The following is a 25,492-nucleotide window of genomic DNA, read 5'->3' as shown; positions in this document are numbered from 1 at the left end:
GGACCGCCGCGTCGTCACCGATTTGCTGCACCTGGACCAACATGAGCACGATTATCGAACACACGTACGACACTTTCCGCCCCGTGAAGCCTGCCAGAAAGATCGACATCCACTATTTGAAACCGAGGAGCGGATGCACGGCCTCGCGCCCCGGTCACTGCAGCTGCAGACCCATCAAGATCCGCTGTGCCCGCCGCGACGGGCGGGCTAAGAACACGGCGTCCCCGCTAAACAGACAACGCCGAGAGTGACAGTCACGCCAACCCGGCGTTAATCCGTGACGGTGAGGCCAGGCAAGAACAAGGCGACGCGAGGTGAGGACAAAGCGAGGCGAGGCGAGGCGAGGACAAGGCGAGGCGGCGCGAAAGGAGCCCGGGACAAGGCCAGGCGGCGCGAAAGGAGCCCGGGACAAGGCAATGGGGCGCGAAAGGAGCCAGGGGACGAGGCGAGGCGAACGCAGATACACCGGAGCGGGCCGGGCGAGGCAGACACATCGAAGCGGGCCCGGGCCAGCGCAGACACATCAAAGCGAGGCGGCAGGGAGGCGCGCAGATGCGCTTGCCGGTCTTCCGCCGACCTGGTCGGCCAGGAAACGGTACGACCGTCACGCCACCGGGAGAGACCGGCCGGTCCGGGCGGTGGGGTCAGGCTGGGATTTCGGTGAAGAGGGTGCCCAGGAAGGCGGGGTCGACGCCGACGAGGGTGTCGCGGAGGTGGACGCCGGTGGTGGGAGGGAGCTCGAGCTCGGCGGGGATGGCGAGGACTGCTGCGCCGGAGGCCAGGGCGCTGGTCATGCCGGTGAGGGAGTCCTCGATGGCGACGCATTCGGCGATTTTCACGCCGAGGAGGTCGGCTGCTCTGCGGTACGGGGCGGGGTCGGGTTTGGGGGCGGAGACCTCGTCGCCGCAGACGATGACGTCGAAGTTCTCGCGGCCGAGGGTGTTGAGGGCAACTTCGACGAGGCGGCGGCCGGTGGAGGTCACCAGGGCGGTGGGCAGGCCTGCGGCGCGGACGGCGAGGAGGAGCTCGAGGGCTCCCGGGCGCCAGATGAGGCCGTCGGCGAAGAGCTCCTCAACGCGGTGTTCGAGCCAGGCGACGTCGGCGGCCTCGTCGCGGTCGGGCTGGCCCAGGTCGTCGCGGAGGATGCGCATGGTGGTGGCCATGGCGCTGCCGATCATGGCGAGGCGGGCGGACTCCGAGAGCGTGCCGCCGGCGTGGGTGGCCAGCTCGTACAGGGCTATGTCCCAGACCTTCTCGCTGTCGACGAGCGTGCCGTCCATGTCGAAGAGCACCGCGGCGGGTTGTCGTGATGACAGGGCGAGCCTCCTGAGCGCGTACCGGAAAGAGCGTGCACCGAAAGCCATTCTTCCCTGCCGGGACCACCCACGAGGCCCGGTGTGACCCGCCTCCCCCTGTGAAATTGCTCAGCCGAGGTCGCAGGGCGTGAGGGAATCCTCGTAGCCGTTCTTGAACGCCTTGGTGCGCTGGCGGGCGGTGCCGTGGGCGCCCTCGGCGAACCAGGGCTGGCCGGGGTCGTCGCCGACCGCTTCGAGACCGGCGGCGAGTTCGTCCAGGTCGCCGTCCTCGAGGCGCAGGCGGCCCGCTTTCTCCTCGTCGCCGATATAGGCGCCGGCCATGCAGTCGGCCTGCAGTTCCTGCTCGATCGTGAATTCTTTCTGGATGTTGAGGCGGCGCTGGATGGCGTGCGCGTACTCGTGGCCCAGGAGGTAGAAGATGAAGGCGTCGCCGATCTGGCGGAAGGCGGCGAAGGACCAGTTCACGTCGTACGCGATGAAGTCGCCGGCGGAGCAGTAGGCGGCGTTGTTGAGTCCCAGTGCCTGACTGCCACAATCAACTTCACCTTCCTTGTCGTACGGAATCAGCTCGGCGATCGGTTGAAAGTCGATTCCTGACTTGTCGAACTGCGCCTTCCAGTACTCCTCGGCGATCGAGCGCGCGTCCCCGACGTCGGACTGGAATTCCTCCACGGTGTCCGTACCGTCGACGTCAGGGTCGAGGGGTTCAGGTTTGGTCGTCGTCGTGGCGGCGCGGGGGCGTTGCCCGGCCGGTTCGTCGGCCTGCGGCACCGAGACGCAGCCGAGGGCGATGAGGGCCGCGCCGGCCAGGGCCGGAATCATGAGGCGGTTGCGGTGCGGCACCGGCATGCGGTTCCTCCGAGGGGCTGGCGTGACCGGGGTGACATCCACGATACGGAAACGGCCCCACCCGCGGATGAGGGTGTGTGGCGCTGGCCACTGCGAGCGCCCGGGCGAGTCGCGATGGCCGGGCGTACCTTTCGAAGCGGTTCCTCCCCGGGCAGGCCCACGAAGGAGACGCTCCATGAAGCAGGTGTCGCTGGCAGGTCTCGACGTGTCCCGCATCGGGCTGGGCTGCATGGGCATGTCCGCCTTCTACACAGGTAAGAACACCGACGAGGCCGAGTCGATCCGCACCATCCACCGTGCGATCGAGCTCGGTGTGACACTCTTTGACACGGCCGAACGCTACGGACCGTTCACCAATGAGGAACTGGTCGGGCGTGCGCTCGCCGGGCACCGCGACGACGTCGTGATCGCGTCGAAATTCGGGCTGATGTCTCACCGTACGGGTGACAGCGGCCGCAGCATCGACGGTCACCCGGACACCCTGCGCATCGCGCTGGACGGTTCCCTCAAGCGTCTCGGCGTCGACCACATCGACCTGTATTACCAGCACCGCATGGACCCGGCCGTCCCGATCGAGGACACCGTCGGCGCCCTCGCCGACCTCGTGCAGGCCGGCAAGATCCGCCACATCGGCCTGTCGGAGGCCGCGCCGGAGACCATTCGCCGCGCCCACGCCGTCCACCCGATCACCGCGGTCCAATCCGAATACTCACTGTGGACCCGCGACCCGGAGGCCGAGGTCCTGCCGACCCTGCGCGCCCTGGGCATCGGGTTCGTGCCCTACTCCCCGCTCGGCCGCGGCTTCCTGACCGGCGCGATCACCACGCCGGCCGACTTCGACGACAACGACTCCCGCAAGGGGCAGCCCCGTTTCCAGGGTGACAACTTCACGGCCAACCTGCGCATCGTCGACGAGGTGAGAACGGTCGCCACCGAGGCGGGAGCCACCCCCGCCCAGGTGGCGCTGGCCTGGGTGCTGACCCGGGGAGACGACATAGCCCCGATCCCGGGGACCAAACGCGTGAGCCGCCTCGAGGAGAACCTCGCCGCCGACACGCTGACCCTGACCGAGACCCAGCTGGCCCGCCTGACCGCGATCGAGCCCCCGACCGGCGCCCGCTACGCGGACATGTCCGTCATCGGCCGCTGAGCTTCGCCGGCATCGGGAGAGCGGCGCATGATGGGCGGTGTGCGAATCGAGGACGTGACACCGGAGACGGTCCGGCCGGTGCGACGGTCGTGGCTGGTGCAGAGCTGGCGTGACCTGGCTTTCCTGCACTGGGCCGTGCCACCGGCCGTCGTGGCGCCGTTGCTGCCCCGCGGCACCGAGCCGGACACGTTCGACGGGATGACCTATGTCGGGCTGATCGGGTTCCGCATGGTGGGGCTCGGTCCGTTGCGCGGTCCCGGCCTTCCCTACCTCGGCACGTTCTGCGAGACGAATGTGCGGCTCTACAGCGTGGACGACCAGGGTCGCCGCGCTGTCGTGTTCCGCTCGCTGGACGCCGAGCGGCTCATCCCGGTGCTGACGGCGCAGGCAACGCTGCGGCTGCCGTACAAATGGTCCCGGATGCGGCTGGAGAAAGACGGCGACCTGGTGCGCTACACGAGCCACCGGCGCCCGTCAGGCCCGTCATCGTCCTTTTCAGTACGGGTGGGAGCACCGCACCCCACCCCCACGCCCCTCGAACACTTCCTGACCGCGCGCTGGGGACTGCACACCCGCGCCTGGGGCCGCACGATCCACCTCCCCAACGAGCACCCCCAATGGCCGCTGCACCACGCCGACCTGGTCGACCTCGACGACGGCCTGATCGAAGCAGCGGGCCTGCCCCGCCAGACCCGCCCGCCGGACAGCGTCCTCTACTCCCCCGGCGTCCCCGTGACCTTCGGCGGACCGGCGGTCGCCGCACCCTGAGCGACAGGGGCGGCCTCCCACGCCGCGGCGATCATCACGAAGACCTCGTCGACGGCGGCCTGCGGGTCGGGAGCCTCGCGGGCGACGGCGAAGGCGTCGATGGTGAACCGCGCGATCGCGCGGCAGGCCGTGCTGGGCGGTGACAGGCCGAGGTCAGCGGCCATGGCGGTGGCAAGGGACTCCGCGTGGCGCAGTCGCATGGACTCCTCGTAGTCCCGCAGGGCCGGCGAGTCGTAGATCATGCGCCAGGTCGGGGCGGTGCTGTCCGCCGTGCAATGACGCACCAGGGCGTGGATCTCGTGGCGCAGTGCGGGGATCAACGGCTCGTGCGGCGCCCGGCCCGTGACCGCGAGGACGAGCCGCTGCTCGAAGTCCTCGTCCAGCTCGAACACCAGCGCCTCTTTCGAGGCGAAGTGGGTGAAGACCGTGGCGACGGCCACGTCGGCCTCGGCTGCTACGTCACGGATGCCGACCGCGTCGTAACCGCGCGCCAGGAAGAGGCGCATCGCAGTGTCGGCGATCCTCTGACGGGTGGCGGCCTTCTTGCGCTCGCGGCGTCCGGTCGGCGCGGTCATCGCCCGATCCTAGCAAGTCTCGCGCTAGCACCTCCAAAATTAGAGATGTTGTAAAAATAGAACTGTTCTGGTTATGGTCACGGCATGAAGAGGATCAGCTTCGCCGAGTTCGGCGGTCCGGACGTCCTGCGACTCGAGGACGCCGAGGAACCCCACGCGGGACCGGGCCAGATTCGCATCGCGGCGCGCGCAGCGGGCGTCAACCCCGCCGACTGGCGCAACCGCGAGGGCCAGCTGGCACCGATCGCCCTGCCCTCCGGCATCGGACAGGACGCCGCTGGAGTGGTCGACGAAATCGGCCCAGCCGTCGATGCCGGGTCCGACGTCGATGCCGGCCCCGGCGTCGCTGGCGGCCCCGGCGTCGCAAAGGTCGCGGTCGGCGATCACGTGTTCGGGCGCGGGTCGGACACGTACGCGCAGTTCGCCCTGTTGTCGGCCTGGGCGCGGATGCCCGAGGGGCTGACGTTCGAAGAGGCGGCCGGATACCCGTCCGTGGTGGAGACCGCGTTGCGGATCATCGGCGAGACCGGGGTGCAGCCGGGGCAGACGCTGCTGGTCAGCGGAGCGTCCGGCGGGGTCGGGTCGGCGGTGCTGCAGATCGCCCGCGAGCGGGGCGTCACGGTGATCGGGACGGCCGGCGCCGCGAACCAGGACTACCTGCGCAGCCTGGGCGCGGCCGCCACGACGTACGGCGCGGGATGGACCGAGCGGGTGCGGGAGCTCGGCCGGGTCGATGCGGCTCTCGACCTGGCCGGCTCGGGCGTGATCCGCGAACTTGTCGAGCTGACCGGTGATCCGCGGCGGGTGATCTCGATAGCGGACCTGGGCGCGCCGGAGCTCGGGGTGCGGTTTTCCGGGGTGACCGGGGACGTGCCGGCGGCGCTCGCCGAGGCTGCCCGGCTCATCGCGCGCGGAGCGCTGCACATCCCGGTCGAGAAGGCGTACCCGCTCACCGAGGCCGCCGCCGCACAGATCGACAGCCGCGCCGGCCACACCCGAGGCCGCCGGGTGATCGTCATGTGAACCCACCCGTTCACCGCAGCGGGCCGCCACAGCGCGACGGGTGGTCAGATCTCCGGCTGGTCCAGGGCGAAGGAGCCGGGCACGATCTCGCCGGCGGGAACGTACGTACTGAAGGTCACCCCGGTGGACATCGTCTCGGAGCGGGTCAGGCGCAGGCCCCCCGGAACTGTCCCCTCAGCGAACAGGCGTTTGCCCGAGCCGAGCAGCACCGGGAAGGTCCACAGCCCGAACTCGTCGATCAGTCCGTGACGCAGCAGGGTCTGGATCAGGTCGCCGCTGCCGTGCACCTGCAGATCCGGCCCGTTACCGGCCTTGAGTTCCGCGACGGCCGCCGGCACATCAGCGCCGAGCAGAACCGACTTGTCCCAGCTGAGGGTCGGCGTGCCGCGCGACGCCACGTACTTGGTGGCGTTGTTGAGCGGGCCCGAGCCCAGCTCCTCCGAGGTGTGCGGCCAGTGGGCGGCGAAAATGTCGTACGTGCGGCGACCGAGGAGCAGGTCGAACGGTTCCGTCATCACCGCGGACATCAGCTCGTTCATCCGGTCGTCCCAATAATTGACCGACCACCCGCCGTACGCGAAGCCCGCGTCTTTGTCTTCCTCGGAAGCTCCGGGGGCCTGCATGATGCCGTCCAGGCTCAGGAAGGTGTTGATCAGCAGCTTGCGCATCAGCGATCCCCGCCGACGAGCGCGAGCACCCGATCGAGCTTGGTGAAGGAGCTGTTCCACCCCGCGCTCGACTCGGTCGCCCAATCACCCGGGTAGGGCCCATGAGTAAGAATCATCCGGGTACGCCCGCCCGGCTCATCATGGAACTCGACGCGCAGGTGCAGCAGGTCCCCGGGAAAATCAGTCATCGCGGTCATGTCCTCCTCCGCGACGATCAACTCGTTCTCGACGAGCTCGGTGAAGTGCGCATCGACCAGCGCCGTCTGGGCCGGATCGGCATCATTGACCATGGTGAAGCGCTGGTGTCCGCCCGGCCGGTTGTCCACATCAACGCCGTCGCGGGGCACGGACCAGCCGACCGGGCCGAACCACTGGGCGAGCTGGTCGGGGTCGGTGAACGCCCGGTAGACCAGATGCCGGGGCGCGTCGAAGATCCGGGTGATCACAAGATCGCGGTCGCTCATGGTTTCTCCTCCTCGGATTGAATACGCCGCAGGTGCACATCGAGCCGGCTGAAGCTCTCATCCCAGAACTGCCGATAGCGGTCCATCCACGCCGTCGCCTCACGCAGAGGCTCGGCCTGCAGACTGCTGGAACGCCACTGCGCCGTACGGCTACGGGTGATCAGGCCGGCGTGCTCGAGGACCTTCAGGTGACGGGAGATCGCCGGGAGACTGATCGAGAACGGCTCAGCGAGCTGGTTCACGGTCGCATCCCCCTCCGCCAGGCGCGCCAGGATCGCCCGGCGCGTCGGATCGGCCAGCGCCGCGAAGATCGTGCTCAGCCGGTCGTCGGTCACTGCTTGCTGCCGGTCACTGCTGTTGCCGGTTCCTGCTGTTGCCGGTCACTGATTTGTTGCCAGCCTTTGTTTAACATTCTCGTTAATTAACGTACGCGTTAAACATAAGGCGCGCACCAACACCGGTCAAGCAGCCGGGGCCAGACATCCGGGCTTGGACCGGGCCGCGAGGTTGGGCCGCGCGGTTGAACTGAGCGGTTGAACTGAGTGGGTCGACCGAGCGGGTCGACCGAGCGGGTCGACCGAGCGGGTCGACCGAGCGGGTCGACCGAGCGGGTCGACCGAGCGATTGGGGCCGAACGCTTGGGCCAAGCGCTTGGGGCCGAGCGACCGGGCCGAGCGACAGGGTCAAGCGATTGGGCCGAGCGACCGGGTCAAGGGGCCAGACGAAGAGGTCGGGTTAGCCAGCGGGTAACACGGCCGAGGCCAGCCGGCCGCAGCCAGACGGCGGGCCAGACGGCGGGCCAGACGAAACGGGGCCAGACGGCAGCAGCCAGACCGGCACTAAAGAGATGCCCACTACGGCCACGACAGCGGGTGACAGGGGCGGGTGGGGTCAGACGCGGGAGGGGATGCGGCGGTGTAGTTCGGCGAGGAGGGTGGTGGGGCCGGGGGACATGAGGCCGACGTCGAGCAGGAAGGCCGGGCCGGATTCTCGGCGGAGGGTGCGGGGGCGGCGGCCGGGGCCGGGGAGTTCGGTGACTGCGGTCATTGTGGTCGGGGTGATGACGAGTTCGGTGAAGGGGCCCCAGCGGCGCAGGCCCACCGAGGCGATGGCGGACCAGGGCAGGTGGACGCCGCGGCGGCCGGTGGCGCCGAACTCGAGGCCTTTCATGGAGCTTTTGAGCCAGCCGAAGCGGTTCCAGGCGACCAGGACGATTAGTCCGGCCGCTACCACGGGTACGACGAGCAGGCTCTCGGCGATCGTGACGATGTCGGCTGCCGTGGGCCGGATGCCGAGCGCGAGCAGGAGCAGGACGTAGAGGCCGCGGCACAGCAGCCAGACCAGGGCGATCACCCAGAGCATCGTGACGAAGACCATGCCCCGGGGCTGGAAGAAGGTGGTCGCATCCTCGCCGACCTCCAGTGGATGATCATGCACCCCACCAGTGTGCCCGAAATGTCCCCCCGGCACCCCTGGAACGAAGCGGGAGAAGCGGCGAAGGGACGAGGAACGGGCGGAGAAGCGAAGCAGGCGAAGGAGCGAGACAGGCGGAGCGAAGAGGCGGGAGGAGGAGAGAGGCGGGCGGAGAGAAGAAGGCGAGGACGGAGTGAAGGAACAGGCGGGAGGAACGAGCAAACGAAGGAGAAGGCAGCCGCGCAAGGAGAAGGCACTCGCGCAAGGAGAAGGCAGTCGCGCGTGGGAAGAACGAGCACTCTGGCGGGCGGGACAAAAACAGCCGCCCGGCGCAGGTGCGCCGGGCGGCTGGAGAGCAGGACAGGTGGCTCAGTTGCGGGTGGCGCCGACCGTGTTGGCGTCGAGTTGTTCGAGGTCGACGACCTGTTCGACTTCTTCGTGGCCGGCGGCGACGGCGCCGGCTTCGGCCTGGGCTTCGCTGGTGACGCCGATTTTGGCCATCGTGCGGGCGTAGCTCTTGGTGGCGGTGTAGAGCTTGTAGATCAGCAGGAGCTCGAAGGCGGCGAGGAGGACCGCGGAGAGGATCGTGAAGAACATGATCTGGTTGGTGAGCGGGCCGAGGATGAAGACGAACATCTGGAATTCGATGCCGCTGAAGAGGTGGGCGCGGATGCGCTGGCGGACGAGGGCGTTGCGGACCTTGACCAGCGGGCCGAGCTTGGCGCGGAAGTCGCCGTAGACGTCGACGACCGGGCGTTCCGCGCCCTTGCTGTCGACTGCGGTGGTGAGGGTGCTCGCGCCGACGGGCTGCTCCATGTCCGTCTCTTCGACGAACATGGGGGGCGCTACGCCGTCGCCCTGGGCCGCTTCGAGGCGGCGGCGCATGTCGTTCTTGACCTTGCCCATCTGCAGGGCGTTGAGGTAGCGGAACATGTCGAGGAAGATCACGACGCCGGCGAGCCACAGGTAGTGGATGTTGTCGGTCTTCGCGTACTGGCCGCCCATGAGGGCGACGGCGCAGACGACCACGCGCAGGCGGTCGAAGACGTAGTCGAGCCAGGCGCCGAAGACCGAGCCGGTGCCCTTGAGCCGGGCGATCTTGCCGTCCATGCAGTCGAGCACGAAGCTCAGGTGGAACACGACCGCGCCCGCGATCAGCCAGGGGTAGTCACCCTGCGCGAAGCAGTACGCCGAGACGAAGCCGAGCAGGAACGCGCCCATGGTCAGCAGGTTCGGGGTGATCCACCGGACCGGGGCGACGAGCCAGACCAGGCGCGAGGCGAGCGGGTCGACCAGCCAGACGGTCCACCAGGCGTCGCGATCCTTGTATGTGCGAGTGCGGATCTCGCCGAGCGTGAACCGTTGTGCCATGCCCAACTCCACCAAGTGATGAATACATGAATAGAAAGACGCGCGGACCTTACCGGAATACGACAGGAAGCATAAAGGGCAGGGCAAGCATGTGGACAAAAGGTTAAATCTTCGACCTATCGGTCCAGATGATCATGAACACCGAGATAACAAAAGGCCTAGATCATCGTGTGTACGGCGGCCACGGCGAGCGCCACCGGCAGGCAGAACCCCACCCCGAAGGCCCGCGTCGACGGCCAGCCGAGGACGACCACCGCACCCAGTACGACACCGAGGCTCGCGAGGGCCGGCAGGCCGGAAGCCCCGGCACCGACAGCGAAGCCCCAGCTGTCCGTCGAGTTCACGAGGCCCAGAACGAGAACCGCCCCGGCGACCATTACGCCGGCGACCACCCCCGCGGTGAACCGCAGCTGCAGGCGCGGCGGCGAGAGGACCTGCAGCACCGTCTCACCGAAGTGGCCGGGAGCCGGCTCGATGAGCAGCTCGTACCCCTGAGCGTCGAACGCACGCAGCGCCGGCGGGTCGGTCCGCTCCTGGACCCGCAGCCCGGCAACCTGCCAGTGCTCGCGGTAGACACCGGCCAGCTCGGGGAACGCCAGCGGCACGTCACGCAGGAGCAGGCTGCGCTCGATCCGGCCGCGTACCGGCCCGGCCGGAACCGTGCCGTGGCTGCGGAGCATGGGGGTCACCGGAAGCCGGCTGGAGGTCAGCGCGACGCTGAGCCGCTGCTCGACCGCGGCCTCGGCGGACCGGGCCGGGTCCGTCAACCGCACCAGAGCGATCAGGATCACGTTGACCACCGCGGCCACGGGATAGGCCAGCTCCACGGGCAGCTCAGGCCCCAGCGAGAACCACACCGCAAGCCCGGCCGGCAGCGTCAGCACGACGTTCAGGACACCCGCGACGTCACCGGCGCTGTCGTGGCCGGGGAGCAGTCGGCCGGCGAACGTGACGAGCGTGACCAACCCCACATACCCGACTACCAGCGCCGCCCGCCTCGGCTTGACCACCCCCGCAGTTTGCCCTGGTCAGGACGGCATTTCCCGGACATCGACCCGATTGGTACGAGAGCCGGGCGCCGCGGAACTCACAGGGGAGCGTGGCAAAATTTCCGGTAGGGCGTGAGGGGGACCGGGTGGACGCTGGGCACGTGGCGGACGATCTCGCATCGGTGCTGCTGAGCGAGGAGACGATCCTCGCGCGGGTGGGCGAGCTGGCGCGTGAGATCGGCAAGGACTACGCGGGGCGTGACCTCGTGCTGATCGGCGTCCTGGGCGGGGCCGCGACCTTCACTGTCGACCTTGCCCGCGCGCTGGAGACCCCGGTCGAGATCGGCTGGATGGCGATGCGGTCGTACACCACGAGCAAACGCAGCTCCGGCTCCGTACGGTTGCTGAAGGACCTTGATCTGGACATCGAGGGCCGCGACGTCATCATCGTCGAGGCCGTCGTCGACACCGGCCTCACCGCGTCCTGGCTGATCAACAACCTGACCATCCGGCGCCCGGCCTCCCTCGCCGTCTGTGCGCTGCTGCGAAAACCGGAGGGCGCGGCGTTCGACGTCCCGGCGTACACAGGCTTCGACGTCCCCACGGGCCTGATCGTCGGCTACGGCCTGGACTACCGCGGCCGCTACCGCAACCTCCGCTGCGCCGCCATCCTCGCCGACAACGTCGTCCGCGACCACGGCCGCTGATGAGCACGGCCATCCGATGAGCAAGGCCGTTGATGGGCAGGGCCATCCGATGAGCAGGGCCGTCCGATGAGCAGGGCCGTTTGATGAGCAGGGCCGTTTGATGAGCAGGGCCGTCCGATGAGGGCGGTCGTTCTCGACTTCTTCGGCACCCTCACCGACCCGTCAGCCGAGTCTGGACGGCGCGCGTCGTTCGCCGCCACGGCGGCACAGCTCGCCGTCGACCCCGGCGCGTTCTGGGCGGAGATGTCCGGGTCGTTCGGGGCGCGGGCCTGCGGAGATCTCGGCGGTACGCGCGAGACCCTCGCCGCCGTGGCAACCCGCTGCGGCGCGACCCCGTCCCCGGCGATGCTGGACGACGCTGTTCGCGTGCACCTGGCCGGCGCGGCGGGCATGCGGGTCCCCCGGCCGGACACGCTGACCACCCTCGCCGCGCTGCGCGCCAGGGGCTTCCGGATCGGCCTGATCAGCGACTGCAGCAGCGAGCTGGTCGAGAGCTGGCACTCCACGCCGTACGCCCCACTGGTCGACGAGCCCGTCTTCTCCTGGCAGGAGCGTTGCCGCAAACCGGACCCGCACCTGTACGCCACCGCCGCCCGCCGCCTCGGTGTGCCGCCGGCGCAGTGCTGGTATGTCGGCGACGGCGGCAGCCGCGAGCACCGGGGTGCGCTCCGGGCCGGGATGCGACCGGTGCTGGTGACCAACGCCGGGCACCCCGGCGCGGCGGCGCTGCGGGTGGAGCCGGACGACTTCCGGCCGGACGACGTCATCGATGAGCTCGGCGACCTGCTCGCGCTCGTCGGTGCACCGGATGCCATGATCGTCCATGCCTGTGACGAATCCGTGGCTCGCCGGTCCCTCGCCGACGGAGCAGCTTCCGCGTGAGCGGCTCGACGAGCGCATCCTGAACCTGCTGTCCTCGCAGAACATGTGCGTGATCGCGACGACCGGGCCGTCCGGTGCCCTGGCCACTCCGGTCCGCTACTTCCATGTGGACTTCACGCTGGTGTTCACCGCTGCTCCGCGTACGCCCAAATTGCGCAACATCGCCGCCGACCCGCGCGTGTCGGCCGGGGTTTTCGCGCCGTTGGTGGGGCAGGCCAGCAGCCGGGGCGCGCAGGTGTTCGGACGGGCCCGGGTGCTGGAGCCCGGGGACGACGGGTACGACCGCTGGTGGCCCGCCGTACGCTGGCAGTCCGATCATGTCGAGCGGTCCCGTGACCTGGGAGAACCGCCGCACGGACCGCTGGTGGTCATCCCCGCGGACCGGATCGTCTACACCGAGCACTGGCTGCGCCGCGACGGGTACGCACCCCGGCAGTTCTGGACGCGTCCGGGCAGCTCGTGACGCTCGCGGGCGGGTCGGCGGGTGCGGGTGAGGGGCCGCTCACGGCGCGGCCGGTCGGTGCGGTGCGGCCGCGGGACGTAGGCTCTTGGAGTATCGAGGTACGAAAGGTTGGCACCGTGACAGAGTTCGACGGCCTTCCCCTGCTGCGCTCCCCCGTGGCGATCGCCGCCTTCGAAGGGTGGAACGACGCGGCCGACGCGTCGACAGCCGCGGTGGAGCACCTCGAGCAGGTGTGGCAGGCACGCGAGATCACCACCATCGACCCGGAGGAGTTCTACGACTTCCAGGTCAGCAGGCCGACCACCACCATGGCGGACGGCGAGACGCGGCGCATCGAGTGGCCGACCACGCGATTCAGCGTGGCGAGCCCGCCCGGGACCGACCGTGACGTCGTCCTGATCCGCGGCATCGAGCCGAGCATGAAGTGGCGCACCTTCTGCGAGCAGATCCTCGAGGTCTGCCACAGCCTGGAGGTCGACCGGATCATGCTGCTCGGCGCGCTGCTCGCGGACGTCCCCTACACGCGGCCCCTGCCGATCAGCGGGAGCGCGTCGGAGGAGGGCATGGCGGAGAAGTACAAGGTCGCCCCCACCCGCTACGAGGGGCCCACCGGCATCGTCGGGGTCCTGCAGGAGGCCGCCGGACGCGCCGACCTGGAGGCTCTGTCGTTCTGGGTGCACGTCCCGCACTACGCGAACAACCCGCCCTGCCCGAAGGCGACGCTGGCGCTGCTCAGCCGGCTCGAGGACGTCCTCGACCTGCCGGTGCCCCTGGCCGACCTGGCCGAGGAGTCCGACGAGTGGGAGAAGCGCGTGCGCGCCGCCGCCGAGCAGGACTCGGAGCTCGGCGAATACGTGCGGGAGCTGGAGGAGCGGGTCGGCGACGAGGGCATCAAGCCGCTGACCGGTGACGAGATCGCCAGCGAGTTCGAGAAGTACCTGCGCCGCCGGGGCGGTTCCGCGGGGCCGACAGCCGGCTCCTGGTAGTAACGCTGTGCCCCGGGTCCACGCCCGGGGCAGAGCGGTCCCGTCACGCTCGGGGCAGAGCAGGCCCGTCACGCCCGGGGCAGAGCAGGCCCGTCACGCCCGGGGCAGAGCAGGCCCGTCACGCTCGGAGCAGGGCGGGCCCGCGGATCGAGCGCCTGGTCGTGCCGAGGGTCGCGGTTGCTGTCAGCAGCACGGCGATCGCCGCGATCACCGCGTACGGTGCGATTGTTGCACTCGGCCAGATCTCGCCAGTGCGGGCCGAGCCGAACGGCAGGATCGTGAAGAGCGAGGCGGCGGAGCCGGCGAGGATCCCGGTCACCGTGACCCGCAGCGCCTCGCCCGCGACCATCGTCGTGACCTGACCCCGGGTCGCGCCCGCCAGCCGCAGCTGCGCGAATTCTCGCCGCCGGTGCACGGTCGCCGCGATGAGCGTGTTCACCAGCATGATCGCCACGAACACCGTGATCATCCCGACGACGACGTAGTTGAGCGTCTGGATGTCGCGGGCGTAGTCCGGCCGGATCTGCCCGGCCGCCGCGTCGTCCTCGATGCCCTGCATGTAGACCGTGCCGGTCGCGATCCCGCTGAACAACGTCACCGGCATCACCGCGCTCGCCAGCTGCCCGCCGCTCCCGGTCAGTCTCAGCAGCTCCGGCGCTAGCAGCGCTAACCCGATCGAGCCCCAGATCCCGGCCTGGCCCGCCGTCTGCATCGCGTCGATGCCCTTGCCGTCCATCACGGTCGCCGTCAGCACCGCGCAACCCGCCGCGGCCCCCAGGAACAACCCCGCGGCGATCCGCCGGGCCCGTGGCCGCTCCCTCTTCACCCCCATTCGCGAGGTACGCCGTGACGTGGCGAATCCCGCGATCACCGCCCCGACGAGGGTCACCCCGAACCCGGCAGCAAGCGCGACCGGCCCGAACGCATAGCCCACGCCCTCCGCGACCTGCCCGGTGTCCTTGAGCAACCCCAGCAGCACCCGCCCACTGGCCAGCCCGACGGGCACGGCCACCGCCGCCGCTAGCACCGCTACTGCCACGGCCTCCCCCACGATCATCCGGCGCAGCTGCGGCCCGGTGGCACCCGCCCGGCGCAGCACCGCGAACTGTTCACCGCGCTGCCGGACGGCCAGGCTCAGCGTCGACGTCACCGCGAACACCACGATCACCAGGCACCAGCCGCCCGCCACACTCGCCGTGGTGCCGAGCGACTCCGCACTGGCCTCGTCGGCGCCGGCCGCGGTGTCCAGCAGCGACGCGAACGCCATCAGCAGCGACGCGCCCAGGAAAGCCGACAGGAACGTGGCGGCGAACCCGCCCGGACGGTGCCGCAGGGTGCGCAGCGCGATGGCGATCATGCCGCCACCAGCTCGGTGAGGTGCGCGGCGACGGCTTCCGGGGTGGGCGCGCTCAGCTGCCCGGCGAGGCGTCCGTCGGCGAGGAAGAGCACCGTGTCCGCGTACGCCGCGGCCATCGGATCGTGCGTGACCATGATGACCGTACGCCCGAAGTCCCGAACCGCCGTCCGCAGCAGCGCCAGCACCTCCCGTGCACTACGCAGGTCCAGGGCACCGGTCGGCTCGTCGGCGAAGATCACCGCGGGCTCGCCGACCAGCGCCCGCGCCACCGCCACCCGCTGCCGCTGCCCGCCGGACAGCCGCTCGGGCAACTCCCCCGCCCGCTCCGTCAGCCCCAGCGTCCCGAGCACCGCGCGGACCCTGCCCCGGTCCGGCCGCCGCCCCGCCAGCCGTAGGGGCAGCACGACGTTCTGCTCCACGGTCAGCGCCGACAGCAGGTTGTAGTCCTGGAACACGAACCCGGCCCGCTCGCGCCGGAACTTCGTCATCGCGGTGTCCCCGGTCGCGGTCAGCTCCACCCCGCCGAGGAACACCCTCCCCGCGCTCGGCCGGTCCAGCCCCGCCGCACACTGCAGCAACGTGGACTTCCCGGACCCGGAAGGCCCCATCACCGCGGTGAACGTCCCCGCCGCGAAGGCCGCGCTCACCCCGTCGAGCGCGGTGACGGGAGTGCCGGCGTCATAGGTCCTGTAGAGCGATTCCACCCGTACGGCGTCAGTCATTGGTACACCGTACGAGCGCACTATATGCTGGGTCGGTGGTGCTAACACCCCTCTCTTCCCAGCTCAGTGCACTAGTGCGGAGGTAGCTTGTGGACACCTCGCCGTCCGCCCGCATCGCCGACGAGATCGCCGCGCGCATCGCCACGGGTGAGCTCGCCCCGGGCGACCGCGTCCCCTCGACCCGCCAGCTCATCACCACCCACGGCATCGCCATGGCCACCGCCACCAAGGTCCTCACCACCCTGCGCGACCGAGGCCTGGTGCGCGCCGTCCCCGGCGTCGGCACCGTGGTCGCCTCCGCCCTCCCCGACCGCGCCAACCCCGACCTGTCCGAGGTGATCGAGGCCGCCATCAAGGTCGCCGACCGCGAAGGCCTGGCCGGGCTGTCGATGCGCCGCCTCGCGGGCGAGGTGAGCCTCCCGACGATGTCGCTCTACCGCTACGTCGCCGACAAGGAGGAGCTGCTCCTCGTCATGATGGACACGGTCTTCGCAGCAAACCCGCCACCGTCGTTGTCCCCCGGCGTCCACGGCTGGCGCGCCTGCCTGGAAGCCGGCGCCCGCCTGCAATGGACGATGTACCAGCGCCAGCCCTGGCTCGCCCAGGCGATCTCGTTCACCCGCCCCCTGCTCGCCCCGAACGCCATGGCCCACACCGAATACTCGATGCGAGCCCTGTCCACGCTCGACCCGGACAGCCAGTTCCGGGCCGCCGTCATGCTCGCCAACCACGTACGCGGCACAGCGGTCAACATCGAAGCCGAGATCCAGGCCCGCCAGGACACCGGCCTCACCGAAGAGGAATGGCTTGGCTCCCAGGAACAACGCTTCACCCAGATCCTCAGCCGCGGCACCCTCCCGGTCATGGCCCGCTACCTCGCCCGGCCAGACGTCGAGTTCGACCTCGGCATCCTCTTCGACTTCGGCCTGCAACGCCTCCTCGACGGCCTCGCCCCGCTCATGTCACCCCCCGCCGGCCACACATAGAGCCGACCGGGTTCAGCGCCGACCGCATTCGGCGCCGCCCAGGACGACTGGGACGCGATGCCAGCCAGGCCTGACGCCGACCGGGTTTGGTGTCGCTTAGGCCTGACGCCGGGCGGGGTCCGATGCCAGCCAGGTCCGATGCCAGCCAAGTCCAATGCCGGACTGGGTCCGATGCCGGGCGGGGTCCGATGCCGGGCGGGGTCCGATGCCAGCCAGGTCTGAAGCCGGGCGGGGTCTGTGCGCGCTGGGGTCTAGTGCCAGAAGGTGGCGACGGCGGCGTTGATCAGGGTGAGGGCGATGATGCCGATGAAGTGGCCGCGGTTGACGTTCTCGCGCTTCCTACGCCACGGGATGAACACCATCACAAAAATCATGATGGCGATGACCAGCTTCACGGCAAGCTTCACCGGACTCGGCTCGTCGTCCCCACCGCCCCGCAGCGGCGCGGAGAGCGCCAGCCCCGTCAGCACCTGAATGATCGAGCCCCACAACATAGCCGGATTGATCCTCAGCTTCCCCGACACGAACTGCACGATCGCGCCGCCCAGCAGCATCGCGAACCCGATCAGATGCACATAACGCAAGATCAACCGCAGAGCCTCCATGGCAGAGCAGCCTAACGGCCCCCACCCTGCCCCTCCCGCCGCCCATTCGGCGTGTCAGACCCCGCGGCCGGGTCGGCGAATCATCCGTTGTCGGTGTATCAGACCCCGCCGCCGGGTCGGCGAATCATCGGTTGTCGGCGTGTCAGGGTGACGGCGGGCGGGGATTGCCGCATCCTAGGAACCTAGGGTTAGGAGGTCGGCGTATGACGATCAACCCCGGCGCCGCGGAGTTTCCCCATCGGCAGATCGCCGCGCAGCTCAAGGAGCGGATCAGGCGCGGTGACTGGCAGCCCGGCGAGCGGCTTCCCTCGATTCCGGCGATGGCGGAGATGTTCGGGGTCGCCAAGCAGACCGTGCAGCGGACCGTCGACCAGCTCCGGGTCGAGGGCATCCTGATCACCAAACCGGGTTCCGGCACGTATGTCCGGGGCACCCGCCGCCGGCTGAACCGGCTGTCCCGTGGCCGTTACGGCGTGCACCGCGGCTACCACGCGGATCTCGCGGCACGGTACCGCCAGCAGTTGACCGCGGTCGGGCGGGAGGCCGCACCTTCCGAGGTCGCGGATGCGTTCGGGGTCCGGGACGGCACGGAGATGCTGGTTCGCCGGCACATCGTCCGCACCGATGATGCGACCGTGGAGATCGGCGCCTCCTGGTTCCGCGTCACCGATGCTTCCGGCACGTCCCTGGAGCGCCGCGAGTCGTACGGGCGGCCGCTCTACCAGGAGGCCGAGGAAGCCATCGGCCGTCGCTACACCTCGGCCACGGACACGATCAGTGCCCGGCAGCCGAGCCGGGACGAGGCGGAAACCCTCCAGATCCGCCCGGACACACCGGTCCTGCATCTGCTGCACGTCGCCTTCGACGAGACCCGCAAGCCGATCGAGGTCGCTCAGGCCACCTGGCCGGGCCCGATGACCACCCTCACGGAGGAATACCGGATCCCCGCGCCCACCCCGGACCCCGACCCCGACCCGGGCCTCACCCTGGCATAGCACCCGAGCACCCAAGCGGCCCGAGCAGCCCGAGCGGCCGAGCACCCGAGCGGCGAGAACCCGGGCGGCCCGAGAACCCGAGCACCCGAGCGGCCGAAAGGCCCAGCGTCGAGCGGCCAAACCCAAGCGGCCGACGTGAATCAGCCGCCGGAACGGAAAATGTCGACGGTTCCGATCACCGTGAGCGCAGAGCACACCACGACCGCGATGCCGGCGAACGCCACCGTTCCCCGCCGCAGACCGGTCACGACACCAGAGCCGGGATCGGGATCCTCGGCACGCACCTCGCTCAGCATCGCCACGATCCGCGCGACAGTGCGGACCTGGCAGCGGGAGTTCAGGCGGTGTCGATCGGCGCCGCTCAGGCCCCACAGCGGGGAGTCGACGCTCAGGTCGTAGAAATCGCCGTTCGTGAGCTGGAGCCGGACCTCCAGCTGCGACCGGACGAATTCCCCGAGCAGCCGCCGCGGCACCCGGATCCGGTAGAACGCCGTGTCGATGGTCAGGTGCGCCGGCGTGACGACGAACCGCGCAGCCGGTCCCGCCAACCAGCATCCCGCTATCACGGCCAGGCCGAAACCCGTGAAGGCGAGCCCCTCGAGCCGGTCACCCGGGCTCACCACCGCGGCGAGGATCATCAATACGCCGAGTACGCCCCCCACGTACGCAATCCCGCTCGCTGGCACGCGTGCCAGCCGCCGCCGGGAACTGTGGTGGGTGTTGTGCGGTGGCTGAGCCAGCGGCCTGTCCTCGTAACGGGACTCGCAGAGATAGGCGCACCGGCCGGTCACCGCCACGAAGAGCCCGACGCCGCCGGCCGCAAGTAGCCACTGGGACGAATCGTGTCCCACCCAGAGACCGCCGGCGGCGAGCAGGATCACGCTCCCGGTCGTGACCAGGAGCGTGATCGGCAGCTCCCACTTCAACGCGCCGTTGTCGTGGAAGTCGACGGGCAGGTTCAGAGGCGTACGCCCAGGAGCGCGTCCACCGTGGTGCTCATCAGGACGGGGGCGAGGGTGTCGTCGCCCGTGCCGGCGAGGGCGGCGTCGGCCCAGGCGTCGACGACGGCGATGGCGGCGGGGGTGTCGAGGTCGTGGTGCAGGGCCTCGCGGACCGCGGCGAGCAGGCCCTCGCCCGACGGGCCGGCCGGGGCCTCCGCGGCGGAGCGCCAGCGGGCGAGGCGTTCCTGGCCGGTCTTGAGGGTGTCGTCGGTCCACTGGCGGTCGGTGCGGTAGTGGCCGGTGAGAAGGGCGAGGCGCACGGCCATGGGGTCGACGCCGTCGCCGCGCAGGCGGGAGACGAAGACCAGGTTGCCCTTGGACTTGGACATCTTCTCGCCGTCGAGGCCGATCATGCCCGCGTGGACGTAGTGGGCGGCGAAGGGTGCCTCGCCGGTGAGGCGTTCGGCGTGGGCGGCCGAGCACTCGTGGTGGGGGTAGAGCAGGTCGTTGCCGCCGCCCTGGACGTCGATGCGGTTACCGAGCAGGCCGAGGGCGATGGTGGCGCACTCGATGTGCCAGCCGGGGCGGCCGGGGCCGAGGTCGCCGCCGTCCCAGGCCGGCTCGCCGTCGCGGGCGCCGCGCCAGAGCAGCGGGTCGAGGGGGTCGCGTTTGCCGGGGCGTTCCGGGTCGCCGCCGCGCTCCGCGGAGAGCTTCAGCATCTCGTCGCGGGAGAGGTTGGACTCGTAGCCGAAATTCGGGGACGCCGCGATCGTGTAGTAGACGTCGCCGGTGCCGTCGTCGAGGGTGTAGGCCGCGCCGCCGGCGACGAGCTCGCGCACGTGGGCGGCGATCGCGGGGATGGACTCGACCGCGCCGACGTAGTGCGCCGGCGGGATCATCCGCAGGGCTTCCATGTCCTCGCGGAACAGGGCCGTCTCACGCATGGCCAGGACGATCCAGTCCTCGCCGTCGCGGGTGGCGCGCTCGAGGAGCGGGTCGTCGATGTCGGTGACGTTCTGCACGTAGGTCACGTCGTGGCCGGCGTCGCGCCAGAGCCGCTGCACCAGGTCGAAGGTGATCATCGTGGCGGCGTGCCCGAGGTGGGTCGCGTCGTACGGGGTGATGCCGCAGACGTACATGGTGGCCGTCTGCCCGGGGGATGTCGGGGCGACCTCCCGGCGGGCCGAGTCGTACAAATCCGGCGGGGTGGAAGTCCCCGGCAGTTTCGGCACCTCGTGCCCGGTCCAAGCGTCCATGCCCTTGAGCCTATCGAGACCCCCCGACAGAATCGCGGGGCACGTGAGTAAAGCCTCAGACGGGCGGCCAGGGCACGGCGGGCCAGTCCTGGGGCGGGCTGGGGAAGCGTCCCTTGCGCAGCAGGCGCCGCACCCGCACCCGGGTCTGCTGCACCTCGGTGATCGTCAGGTGCTCCTCGAGCTGCTCCCCGAGCGTGCCGTCGAGGGCCTCCGCGAGCTGTTTCAGCACCTCGATCGACTCGGCGGGGATCGGCTTGCCCGTCCAGCCCCAGAGCACCGTGCGGAGCTTGTTCTCGACGTGGAAGCTGATGCCGTGGTCGACGCCGTGGATGCGGCCGTCCGTGGCGTAGAGGACGTGGCCGCCCTTGCGGTCGGCGTTGTTGATCACCGCGTCGAGGACGGCCAGCCGGTTGAGGCGGGGGTCGTCGGCGTGGGCCAGGGCGTACGCGTCGCCGTCCTCGTCGCGCGCGTTGGCGACCGGGAACCAGCCCTGCGGCACGTCGTAGGCCGGGACGAAGCCGATCAGCGTCTGCGCGTCCTCGGGCTCGTCGATCCAGAGCTGGCACGCGCCGGTCCCCATCGGGCCGTCGCGCAGGATCGTGGGCGGCACGATCCCCCAGCCGCTGGCCTGGGAGACGAGGAACGCCGAAACCTCGCGCCCGGCGAGCGTGCCGTCGGGAAAGTCCCAGAGCGGCCGCTCACCCTGCACCGGCTTGTAGACGCAGCGCCGGGTCAGGCCGTCGAGCGTGATCTCGGCGCGCAGCGTCGTGTTGGAGGCGTCGACCAGCCGGCCCTCGAGCTCCATCGTCCCGCGGCTGAGCAGCTGCAGGGCGTCGTCCTCGGCGAGCACCGACGACTGCTCCGTGGTCACCGGTGGTAACCGTTGTGCCGGGGGCAGAGGTGACCGGCCGGGTCGAGCGGCTGGCCGCACAGCGGGCACGGTGGCCGCCCGGCCGCGACCACGCGTTTGGCTCGGGCGATGAACGCCCTGGTCGCCTCGGGGGTCAGCCGGACCCGGAGCCGGTCGAGGTCGTCGTCGGGCTCCTCGTCCTCGTCGTCGTCGCCGATCGGGACGTCGTCGTCGTCCTCGTCGCCCACGAGCTCGACCTCGGCGTCGTTCTCACCCGCTTCGATCGCCTCGATGACGACCGTGGTGGTGTCGACGTCGAAGGCGAGGCCGAGCGTGCCGACCCGGAATTCCTCGTCGACGGGGGTGTCGAGCGGCTCGTTGTCGTTGACGGCCAGCGGGGAGGTCTGCGGCAGGTCGACGCCGAAACGCCGGCCTGCCTCGGTGAGCAGCTCCTCGAGCTTCTCAGCGAGCAACGACACCTGGACCTTCTCCAGCGCAACGCTGACCACCCGGCCGCCACCGCGCGCCTGGAGGAAGAATGTCCGGTCGCCCGGCTCGCCCACCGTCCCGGCGACGAACCGCTCCGGCGGCTCGAAAGCATGCACCTGGTGGGTCATGACAACGACCCTATCCGCCGCCGTGCACGAGCGCGCGGCGCACCGGGCGGGGTTCGCCGAGGGCGCAACGCGAGCTACACAGCGGTAACACAACGGTCACTGTCAGCACTCAAACGCCCGCTTGAGCGCCACCGCCCACGGCGGCGTCGGACGAGGACGCCGACGTAGCAGGCGGTGGAACGAGCGCAGCGAGGTCCGCGGTGTCGTTGAGCCGCACCAGAAACGGACGGGTGGGCGTATAGCGGATCACGCTGACCGAGGCCGGATCGGCGACGAGACGCTGGAACTGGTCGAGGTGCAGCCCCATGGCGTCGGCGATGATGGCTTTGATCACATCACCGTGGCTGCAGGCGAGCCAGAGCGCGTCCGGCCCGTGTTCCCGCGTCACGAACTCGTCCCAGCGCCGGATCGTGGCGACCGCCCGCGCCGACATCGCCGCCATGGCCTCGCCGTTGGGGAAGACCGCCGCGCTGGGGTGCTGCTGCACGACCGGCCAGAGCGGGTCCTTGGCCAGCTCCGCGAGCGGCCGGCCCTCCCAGTCGCCGTACCCGCACTCGATCAGCCCGTCGTCGACCTGCGGTGCCACACCCGGCAGGGCGAGCTCCAGGGTCTGCCGGCAGCGGATCAGCGGGCTGGACACGACCACCGCGAGCGGCAGCTCCCGGAGCCGTTCACCGACCCGTTTCGCCTGGTCACGGCCGGTGTCGTCGAGCTCAACGGGCAACCGGCCGGCGAGCCCGCCGCTGGCGTTGGCCGTGGTCCGCCCATGGCGGAGCAGAAGTACGGTCGCCACGTTACTCGGCCACCCCGGACTCCTCGTACGCCTCGGCGACCGCCCGCAGCGTGGCGATGCCGCTCTCCCGGTCGCCCACGTACAGCGCGATCGAGAGCGTGCCGACACCCGCGGCGGCGTACTCCCGGATGCGCTCGACGATCCGCGGCTTGGGGCCGATCAGCGACGTACGCTCGATGAACTCCTGCGGGATCGCGGCGGCCGCATCGCGTACCTTGCGGTCGAGGTAGAGGTCCTGGACCTCCTTGGCCGCATCCGCGTAACCCATCCGGACGGCCAGCTGGTTGTAGAAGTTCTGCTCGCGGCTGCCCATGCCGCCGACGTAGAGGGCCGCGTAGGGCCGGATCAGGTCGGCGCAGGCCGCGATGTCGTCACCGATCGCCACCGGGACGGTCGGGCAGACGTCGAACCCGGCCAGGCCGTTGCCGCTCTTGGCCCGCCCGCGCTCGATGTGCTGCAGCGACTCGGCCGCGGCGTCCGGTGCGAAGAAGATGGCCAGCCAGCCGTCGGAGATCTCCCCGGCCAGCTCCAGGTTCTTCGGTCCGACAGCCGCAAGATAGATGGGTACGCTCGGACGTGGCGGATGAAAGCCCAGCCGCAGAGCCTTGCCCGCGCCGTCGGGCAGCGGCAACTGGTAGTGCTCCCCGTCATACGCGACAGGCTTGCGGGCGATCGCCAGCTTGACGATGTCGACGTATTCCCGCGTGCGGCCCAGCGGCTTCGCGAAGCGCACGCCGTGCCACCCCTCGGAGACCTGCGGGCCCGACACACCCAGCCCGAGCCGGAACCGGCCGCCGGACAGCGTGTCGATGGTCGCCGCCGTCATAGCCGTCATCGCGGGGCTGCGTGCGGGGATCTGCATCACCGCCGCGCCCACGTCGATCCGCTCGGTCTGCCCGGCGATCCACGCGAGCATGCTGGGCGAATCCGAACCGTACGCCTCCGCCGCCCACACCACGGAATACCCGAGCCGGTCGGCCTCCTGGGCCATGGCGAGGTGGTCGGCGGGCGTGGTCCACGCTGTCTGGTATCCGAGGCTGAATCCGAGCCGCACGGGTCCTCCCGATCTGCGCGCGGAGCTCCGATGTTCCGCGATTGCCACCCTAGCCCGCCACTCAGAGTGATCTCCGGGTACTTGCGTCGCGTACCCGACGGATCTGCGGCGTGATCGGGCCGCACAGAGCGTTCCGCAGGTTGTCAAGGCTGAATAAGGTTCATGCATGCAACAGCGACCGCTCGGCCGGAGCGGGCTGGCGGTCACGCGGCTCGGTCTCGGCACCATGACGTGGGGCCGGGACACCGACCCCGACGACGCGGCCGCGCAACTCAAGCTCTTCCTCGACGCCGGCGGCACGCTGGTCGACACGGCCGACGTCTACGGTGACGGCGACGCCGAGGCGGTGATCGGGTCGCTGCTCGATCATCTGGTGCCGCGCGACGAGGTGGTAATCGCGACCAAGGCGGGTCTCGGCCACGCGGGTTACCGCCGGCGTGACAGCTCCAGAGGCCACCTTCTGCGTACGCTCGACGCCTCCCTGCGCCGCCTCGGCACCGACTATGTCGACCTGTGGCAGCTGCACGGCTCCGACCCGCACACACCGATGGAGGAGACGCTGTCCGCGCTCGACCACGCGGTGTCCAGCGGCCGGGTCCGCTACGTCGGCGTCTCCAACTTCGCCGGCTGGCAGACCGCCCAGTACGCCACCTGGCAGCGCTCCTACCCCGGCCGCGCGCCCATCGTCGCCACCCAGGTCGAGTATTCGCTGCTGGAACGGGGCATCGAACGCGAGGTGATGCCCGCCGCATCGGCCCTGGGAATCGGCATCCTGCCCTGGTCCCCACTGGGCCGCGGCGTACTCACGGGCAAATACCGCAACGGCCGCCCGCTCGACTCCCGCGCTGCCACCGATCACCTGGCACCGTTCGTGCAGCCCTACCTCGAGCCGCGCAGCTCCAGCATCGTCGAAGCGGTCGTGACGGCCGCCGCGGGGCTGGGCGTGGAACCGCTCGAGGTCGCGCTCGCCTGGATCCGCGACCGGCCCGGCGTCGCCGCCCCGATCCTCGGTGCCCGCACGGCCGGGCAACTCCAGGGAGCTCTGCTCAGCGAGGACCTGACGCTGCCGTCGGAGATCGCCCTCGCCCTCGACGACGTGTCCGCGATCACCATGGGATATCCGGAGAGAGAGGGCCTGACCGGCCCGGGGACTGGTCACTCGCCCGAGCCTGGCGCATATTAGAGGCCATGGACTACGAGTACGCCCCGCTCCGGCTGCCTTCGAACGTCGATCGCCTCACCGCCGCGGCCCAACTGGCGATCCAAGCCGAATTCTCCGGCTGGGAACTCGCCCGCGTGCAGCTCTACCGCGACGGCAGCCGCAAAGTCATGCTCCGCCGCCGAGTCCGCGACACCCCCCAGCCCGGCCTCTCCACGTAAAAGCGCCCCGCCCCACCGGCCAGGCCACTTCCCCAACGCCACACCCCCGGTTTGGCCGCCCTCCCCACACCCCGCGGGCGAGCTACACCCATCACCGCCCACCCCACACCCAGCGGGGTCAGCCGCAACCCATCGCCGCCCACCCCACACCCCGCGGGCTGATCGCGCCCATCGCCGCCCACCCCACACCCCGCGGGCTGATCGCGCCCATCGCCGCCCACCCCACACCCCGCGGGTTGACCGCACCCAAAGTCGCATTGCGCCCGCTGCTGTCGAGGGTGCAAAAACGGACTAGTACGGCAGCCGCCGTTC

The 25,492-nt window shown here is 70.1% G+C and carries 31 protein-coding genes; 12 read left to right on the top strand and 19 right to left on the bottom strand.

Annotation, left to right across the window (positions count from 1 at the left end; translation table 11 throughout):
- Positions 1 to 211, top strand: a 211-nt coding sequence (locus Aco04nite_RS47135) for a hypothetical protein (protein WP_213003686.1), incomplete at its 5' end; no start/stop codon positions are given.
- A 433-nt stretch (positions 212 to 644) separates the two neighbouring features.
- Here Aco04nite_RS47135 and Aco04nite_RS47130 read toward each other — a convergent pair.
- A complete protein-coding gene (locus Aco04nite_RS47130; protein ID WP_213003688.1) occupies positions 645 to 1,292 on the bottom strand; it encodes an HAD family hydrolase in 648 nt (215 codons plus the stop codon).
- 132 nt (positions 1,293 to 1,424) lie between these two features.
- Positions 1,425 to 2,165 (bottom strand): neutral zinc metallopeptidase, encoded by a 741-nt coding sequence (locus Aco04nite_RS47125; protein WP_213003685.1) that lies wholly within the window; start codon positions 2,163 to 2,165, stop codon positions 1,425 to 1,427.
- 175 nt (positions 2,166 to 2,340) lie between these two features.
- Between Aco04nite_RS47125 and Aco04nite_RS47120 the strand changes: the two genes are divergently transcribed.
- Both Aco04nite_RS47120 and Aco04nite_RS47115 read left to right on the top strand, forming a co-directional pair.
- A complete protein-coding gene (locus Aco04nite_RS47120; RefSeq protein WP_213003684.1) occupies positions 2,341 to 3,315 on the top strand; it encodes an aldo/keto reductase in 975 nt (324 codons plus the stop codon).
- Between the two features lie 39 nt (positions 3,316 to 3,354).
- Positions 3,355 to 4,083: a YqjF family protein gene (locus Aco04nite_RS47115; RefSeq protein ID WP_244876814.1), complete on the top strand. Its 729-nt coding sequence runs from the start codon at positions 3,355 to 3,357 to the stop codon at positions 4,081 to 4,083.
- Here Aco04nite_RS47115 and Aco04nite_RS47110 read toward each other — a convergent pair.
- On the bottom strand, positions 4,029 to 4,658 hold the full coding sequence (locus Aco04nite_RS47110) for a TetR/AcrR family transcriptional regulator (RefSeq protein ID WP_213003682.1): 630 nt from the start codon (positions 4,656 to 4,658) through the stop codon (positions 4,029 to 4,031). The two genes, Aco04nite_RS47115 and Aco04nite_RS47110, sit on opposite strands and share 55 nt — an antisense overlap.
- Positions 4,659 to 4,742: 84 nt before the next feature.
- Here Aco04nite_RS47110 and Aco04nite_RS47105 point away from each other — a divergent pair, with 84 nt between their 5' ends.
- Positions 4,743 to 5,681, top strand: coding sequence for an NADP-dependent oxidoreductase (locus Aco04nite_RS47105; protein ID WP_213003681.1), 939 nt, complete (start codon positions 4,743 to 4,745; stop codon positions 5,679 to 5,681).
- 44 nt (positions 5,682 to 5,725) lie between these two features.
- On the opposite strand, the gene Aco04nite_RS47100 is transcribed toward Aco04nite_RS47105, so the two are convergent.
- From Aco04nite_RS47100 to Aco04nite_RS47075, 6 genes are all read right to left on the bottom strand, one after another.
- Complete coding sequence (locus Aco04nite_RS47100; protein ID WP_213003680.1) at positions 5,726 to 6,349, bottom strand: dihydrofolate reductase family protein; 624 nt, start codon at positions 6,347 to 6,349, stop codon at positions 5,726 to 5,728.
- On the bottom strand, positions 6,349 to 6,813 hold the full coding sequence (locus tag Aco04nite_RS47095; RefSeq protein WP_213003679.1) for an SRPBCC family protein: 465 nt from the start codon (positions 6,811 to 6,813) through the stop codon (positions 6,349 to 6,351). The genes Aco04nite_RS47100 and Aco04nite_RS47095 overlap by 1 nt, the downstream gene beginning before the upstream one ends.
- Complete coding sequence (locus Aco04nite_RS47090; RefSeq protein WP_213003678.1) at positions 6,810 to 7,148, bottom strand: ArsR/SmtB family transcription factor; 339 nt, start codon at positions 7,146 to 7,148, stop codon at positions 6,810 to 6,812. The genes Aco04nite_RS47095 and Aco04nite_RS47090 overlap by 4 nt, the downstream gene beginning before the upstream one ends.
- Positions 7,149 to 7,704: 556 nt before the next feature.
- Entirely contained in the window at positions 7,705 to 8,250 is a 546-nt protein-coding gene (locus Aco04nite_RS47085) for a hypothetical protein (RefSeq protein ID WP_213003677.1), read from the bottom strand.
- A gap of 345 nt (positions 8,251 to 8,595) precedes the next feature.
- Complete coding sequence (locus Aco04nite_RS47080; protein WP_213003676.1) at positions 8,596 to 9,597, bottom strand: CDP-alcohol phosphatidyltransferase family protein; 1,002 nt, start codon at positions 9,595 to 9,597, stop codon at positions 8,596 to 8,598.
- Positions 9,598 to 9,755: 158 nt separating this feature from the next.
- Positions 9,756 to 10,607 carry a hypothetical protein gene (locus tag Aco04nite_RS47075; RefSeq protein ID WP_213003675.1) on the bottom strand — a complete coding sequence of 284 codons (852 nt, stop codon included), beginning with the start codon at positions 10,605 to 10,607 and terminating at the stop codon, positions 9,756 to 9,758.
- A 140-nt stretch (positions 10,608 to 10,747) separates the two neighbouring features.
- Here Aco04nite_RS47075 and hpt point away from each other — a divergent pair, with 140 nt between their 5' ends.
- From hpt to Aco04nite_RS47055, 4 genes are all read left to right on the top strand, one after another.
- The gene (gene hpt / locus Aco04nite_RS47070) at positions 10,748 to 11,293 is read left to right on the top strand and encodes a hypoxanthine phosphoribosyltransferase (protein ID WP_344646582.1); all 546 of its coding nucleotides are present in this window, start codon (positions 10,748 to 10,750) and stop codon (positions 11,291 to 11,293) included.
- Positions 11,294 to 11,410: 117 nt separating this feature from the next.
- Complete coding sequence (locus Aco04nite_RS47065; RefSeq protein ID WP_213003673.1) at positions 11,411 to 12,175, top strand: HAD family hydrolase; 765 nt, start codon at positions 11,411 to 11,413, stop codon at positions 12,173 to 12,175.
- Positions 12,117 to 12,638 carry a pyridoxamine 5'-phosphate oxidase family protein gene (locus Aco04nite_RS47060; protein ID WP_213003672.1) on the top strand — a complete coding sequence of 174 codons (522 nt, stop codon included), beginning with the start codon at positions 12,117 to 12,119 and terminating at the stop codon, positions 12,636 to 12,638. The genes Aco04nite_RS47065 and Aco04nite_RS47060 overlap by 59 nt, the downstream gene beginning before the upstream one ends.
- A gap of 116 nt (positions 12,639 to 12,754) precedes the next feature.
- A complete protein-coding gene (locus tag Aco04nite_RS47055; RefSeq protein WP_213003671.1) occupies positions 12,755 to 13,624 on the top strand; it encodes a PAC2 family protein in 870 nt (289 codons plus the stop codon).
- A gap of 118 nt (positions 13,625 to 13,742) precedes the next feature.
- Here Aco04nite_RS47055 and Aco04nite_RS47050 read toward each other — a convergent pair whose 3' ends face one another.
- Complete coding sequence (locus Aco04nite_RS47050; protein ID WP_213003670.1) at positions 13,743 to 14,981, bottom strand: FtsX-like permease family protein; 1,239 nt, start codon at positions 14,979 to 14,981, stop codon at positions 13,743 to 13,745.
- The gene (locus tag Aco04nite_RS47045) at positions 14,978 to 15,703 is read right to left on the bottom strand and encodes an ABC transporter ATP-binding protein (protein WP_213003669.1); all 726 of its coding nucleotides are present in this window, start codon (positions 15,701 to 15,703) and stop codon (positions 14,978 to 14,980) included. The genes Aco04nite_RS47050 and Aco04nite_RS47045 overlap by 4 nt, the downstream gene beginning before the upstream one ends.
- A gap of 89 nt (positions 15,704 to 15,792) precedes the next feature.
- Here Aco04nite_RS47045 and Aco04nite_RS47040 point away from each other — a divergent pair, with 89 nt between their 5' ends.
- Positions 15,793 to 16,689 (top strand): TetR/AcrR family transcriptional regulator C-terminal domain-containing protein, encoded by an 897-nt coding sequence (locus Aco04nite_RS47040; protein WP_213003668.1) that lies wholly within the window; start codon positions 15,793 to 15,795, stop codon positions 16,687 to 16,689.
- A 251-nt stretch (positions 16,690 to 16,940) separates the two neighbouring features.
- On the opposite strand, the gene Aco04nite_RS47035 is transcribed toward Aco04nite_RS47040, so the two are convergent.
- Positions 16,941 to 17,294 carry a hypothetical protein gene (locus Aco04nite_RS47035; RefSeq protein ID WP_213003667.1) on the bottom strand — a complete coding sequence of 118 codons (354 nt, stop codon included), beginning with the start codon at positions 17,292 to 17,294 and terminating at the stop codon, positions 16,941 to 16,943.
- Between the two features lie 203 nt (positions 17,295 to 17,497).
- On the opposite strand from Aco04nite_RS47035, the gene Aco04nite_RS47030 reads away from it, so the two are divergent.
- The gene (locus tag Aco04nite_RS47030; protein ID WP_203839461.1) at positions 17,498 to 18,289 is read left to right on the top strand and encodes a GntR family transcriptional regulator; all 792 of its coding nucleotides are present in this window, start codon (positions 17,498 to 17,500) and stop codon (positions 18,287 to 18,289) included.
- Positions 18,290 to 18,429: 140 nt separating this feature from the next.
- Here Aco04nite_RS47030 and Aco04nite_RS47025 read toward each other — a convergent pair whose 3' ends face one another.
- The 6 genes from Aco04nite_RS47025 to Aco04nite_RS47000 all read right to left on the bottom strand — a co-directional run bounded on the left by Aco04nite_RS47025 (position 18,430) and on the right by Aco04nite_RS47000 (position 23,800).
- The gene (locus Aco04nite_RS47025) at positions 18,430 to 19,215 is read right to left on the bottom strand and encodes a hypothetical protein (protein WP_213003666.1); all 786 of its coding nucleotides are present in this window, start codon (positions 19,213 to 19,215) and stop codon (positions 18,430 to 18,432) included.
- A 32-nt stretch (positions 19,216 to 19,247) separates the two neighbouring features.
- Positions 19,248 to 20,486, bottom strand: coding sequence for a cysteine--1-D-myo-inosityl 2-amino-2-deoxy-alpha-D-glucopyranoside ligase (mshC, locus tag Aco04nite_RS47020; RefSeq protein WP_213003665.1), 1,239 nt, complete (start codon positions 20,484 to 20,486; stop codon positions 19,248 to 19,250).
- 55 nt (positions 20,487 to 20,541) lie between these two features.
- Positions 20,542 to 21,357: an SCO1664 family protein gene (locus tag Aco04nite_RS47015; RefSeq protein ID WP_280519503.1), complete on the bottom strand. Its 816-nt coding sequence runs from the start codon at positions 21,355 to 21,357 to the stop codon at positions 20,542 to 20,544.
- Positions 21,354 to 21,953, bottom strand: a complete 600-nt coding sequence (locus Aco04nite_RS47010) for a DUF3090 domain-containing protein (RefSeq protein WP_213003664.1) — start codon at positions 21,951 to 21,953, stop codon at positions 21,354 to 21,356. Before Aco04nite_RS47010 ends, Aco04nite_RS47015 begins: the two co-directional genes overlap by 4 nt.
- A 109-nt stretch (positions 21,954 to 22,062) precedes the next feature.
- Complete coding sequence (locus Aco04nite_RS47005; RefSeq protein ID WP_213003663.1) at positions 22,063 to 22,746, bottom strand: histidine phosphatase family protein; 684 nt, start codon at positions 22,744 to 22,746, stop codon at positions 22,063 to 22,065.
- A 1-nt stretch (position 22,747) separates the two neighbouring features.
- Complete coding sequence (locus tag Aco04nite_RS47000; RefSeq protein ID WP_213003662.1) at positions 22,748 to 23,800, bottom strand: LLM class F420-dependent oxidoreductase; 1,053 nt, start codon at positions 23,798 to 23,800, stop codon at positions 22,748 to 22,750.
- A 166-nt stretch (positions 23,801 to 23,966) separates the two neighbouring features.
- Here Aco04nite_RS47000 and Aco04nite_RS46995 point away from each other — a divergent pair, with 166 nt between their 5' ends.
- On the top strand, positions 23,967 to 24,983 hold the full coding sequence (locus tag Aco04nite_RS46995; protein WP_213003661.1) for an aldo/keto reductase: 1,017 nt from the start codon (positions 23,967 to 23,969) through the stop codon (positions 24,981 to 24,983).
- A 5-nt stretch (positions 24,984 to 24,988) separates the two neighbouring features.
- Positions 24,989 to 25,180 carry a DUF5703 family protein gene (locus Aco04nite_RS46990; RefSeq protein WP_203839468.1) on the top strand — a complete coding sequence of 64 codons (192 nt, stop codon included), beginning with the start codon at positions 24,989 to 24,991 and terminating at the stop codon, positions 25,178 to 25,180.
- A gap of 118 nt (positions 25,181 to 25,298) precedes the next feature.
- On the opposite strand, the gene Aco04nite_RS46985 is transcribed toward Aco04nite_RS46990, so the two are convergent.
- Positions 25,299 to 25,492, bottom strand: a 194-nt coding sequence (locus Aco04nite_RS46985) for a hypothetical protein (RefSeq protein WP_213003660.1), incomplete at its 5' end; no start/stop codon positions are given.

Origin of the sequence: Winogradskya consettensis (genome assembly GCF_018332715.1) — a bacterium.
GTDB classification, from domain to species: Bacteria; Actinomycetota; Actinomycetes; order Mycobacteriales; family Micromonosporaceae; genus Actinoplanes; species Actinoplanes consettensis.
This window is presented reverse-complemented; position numbering and strand designations above follow the sequence as displayed.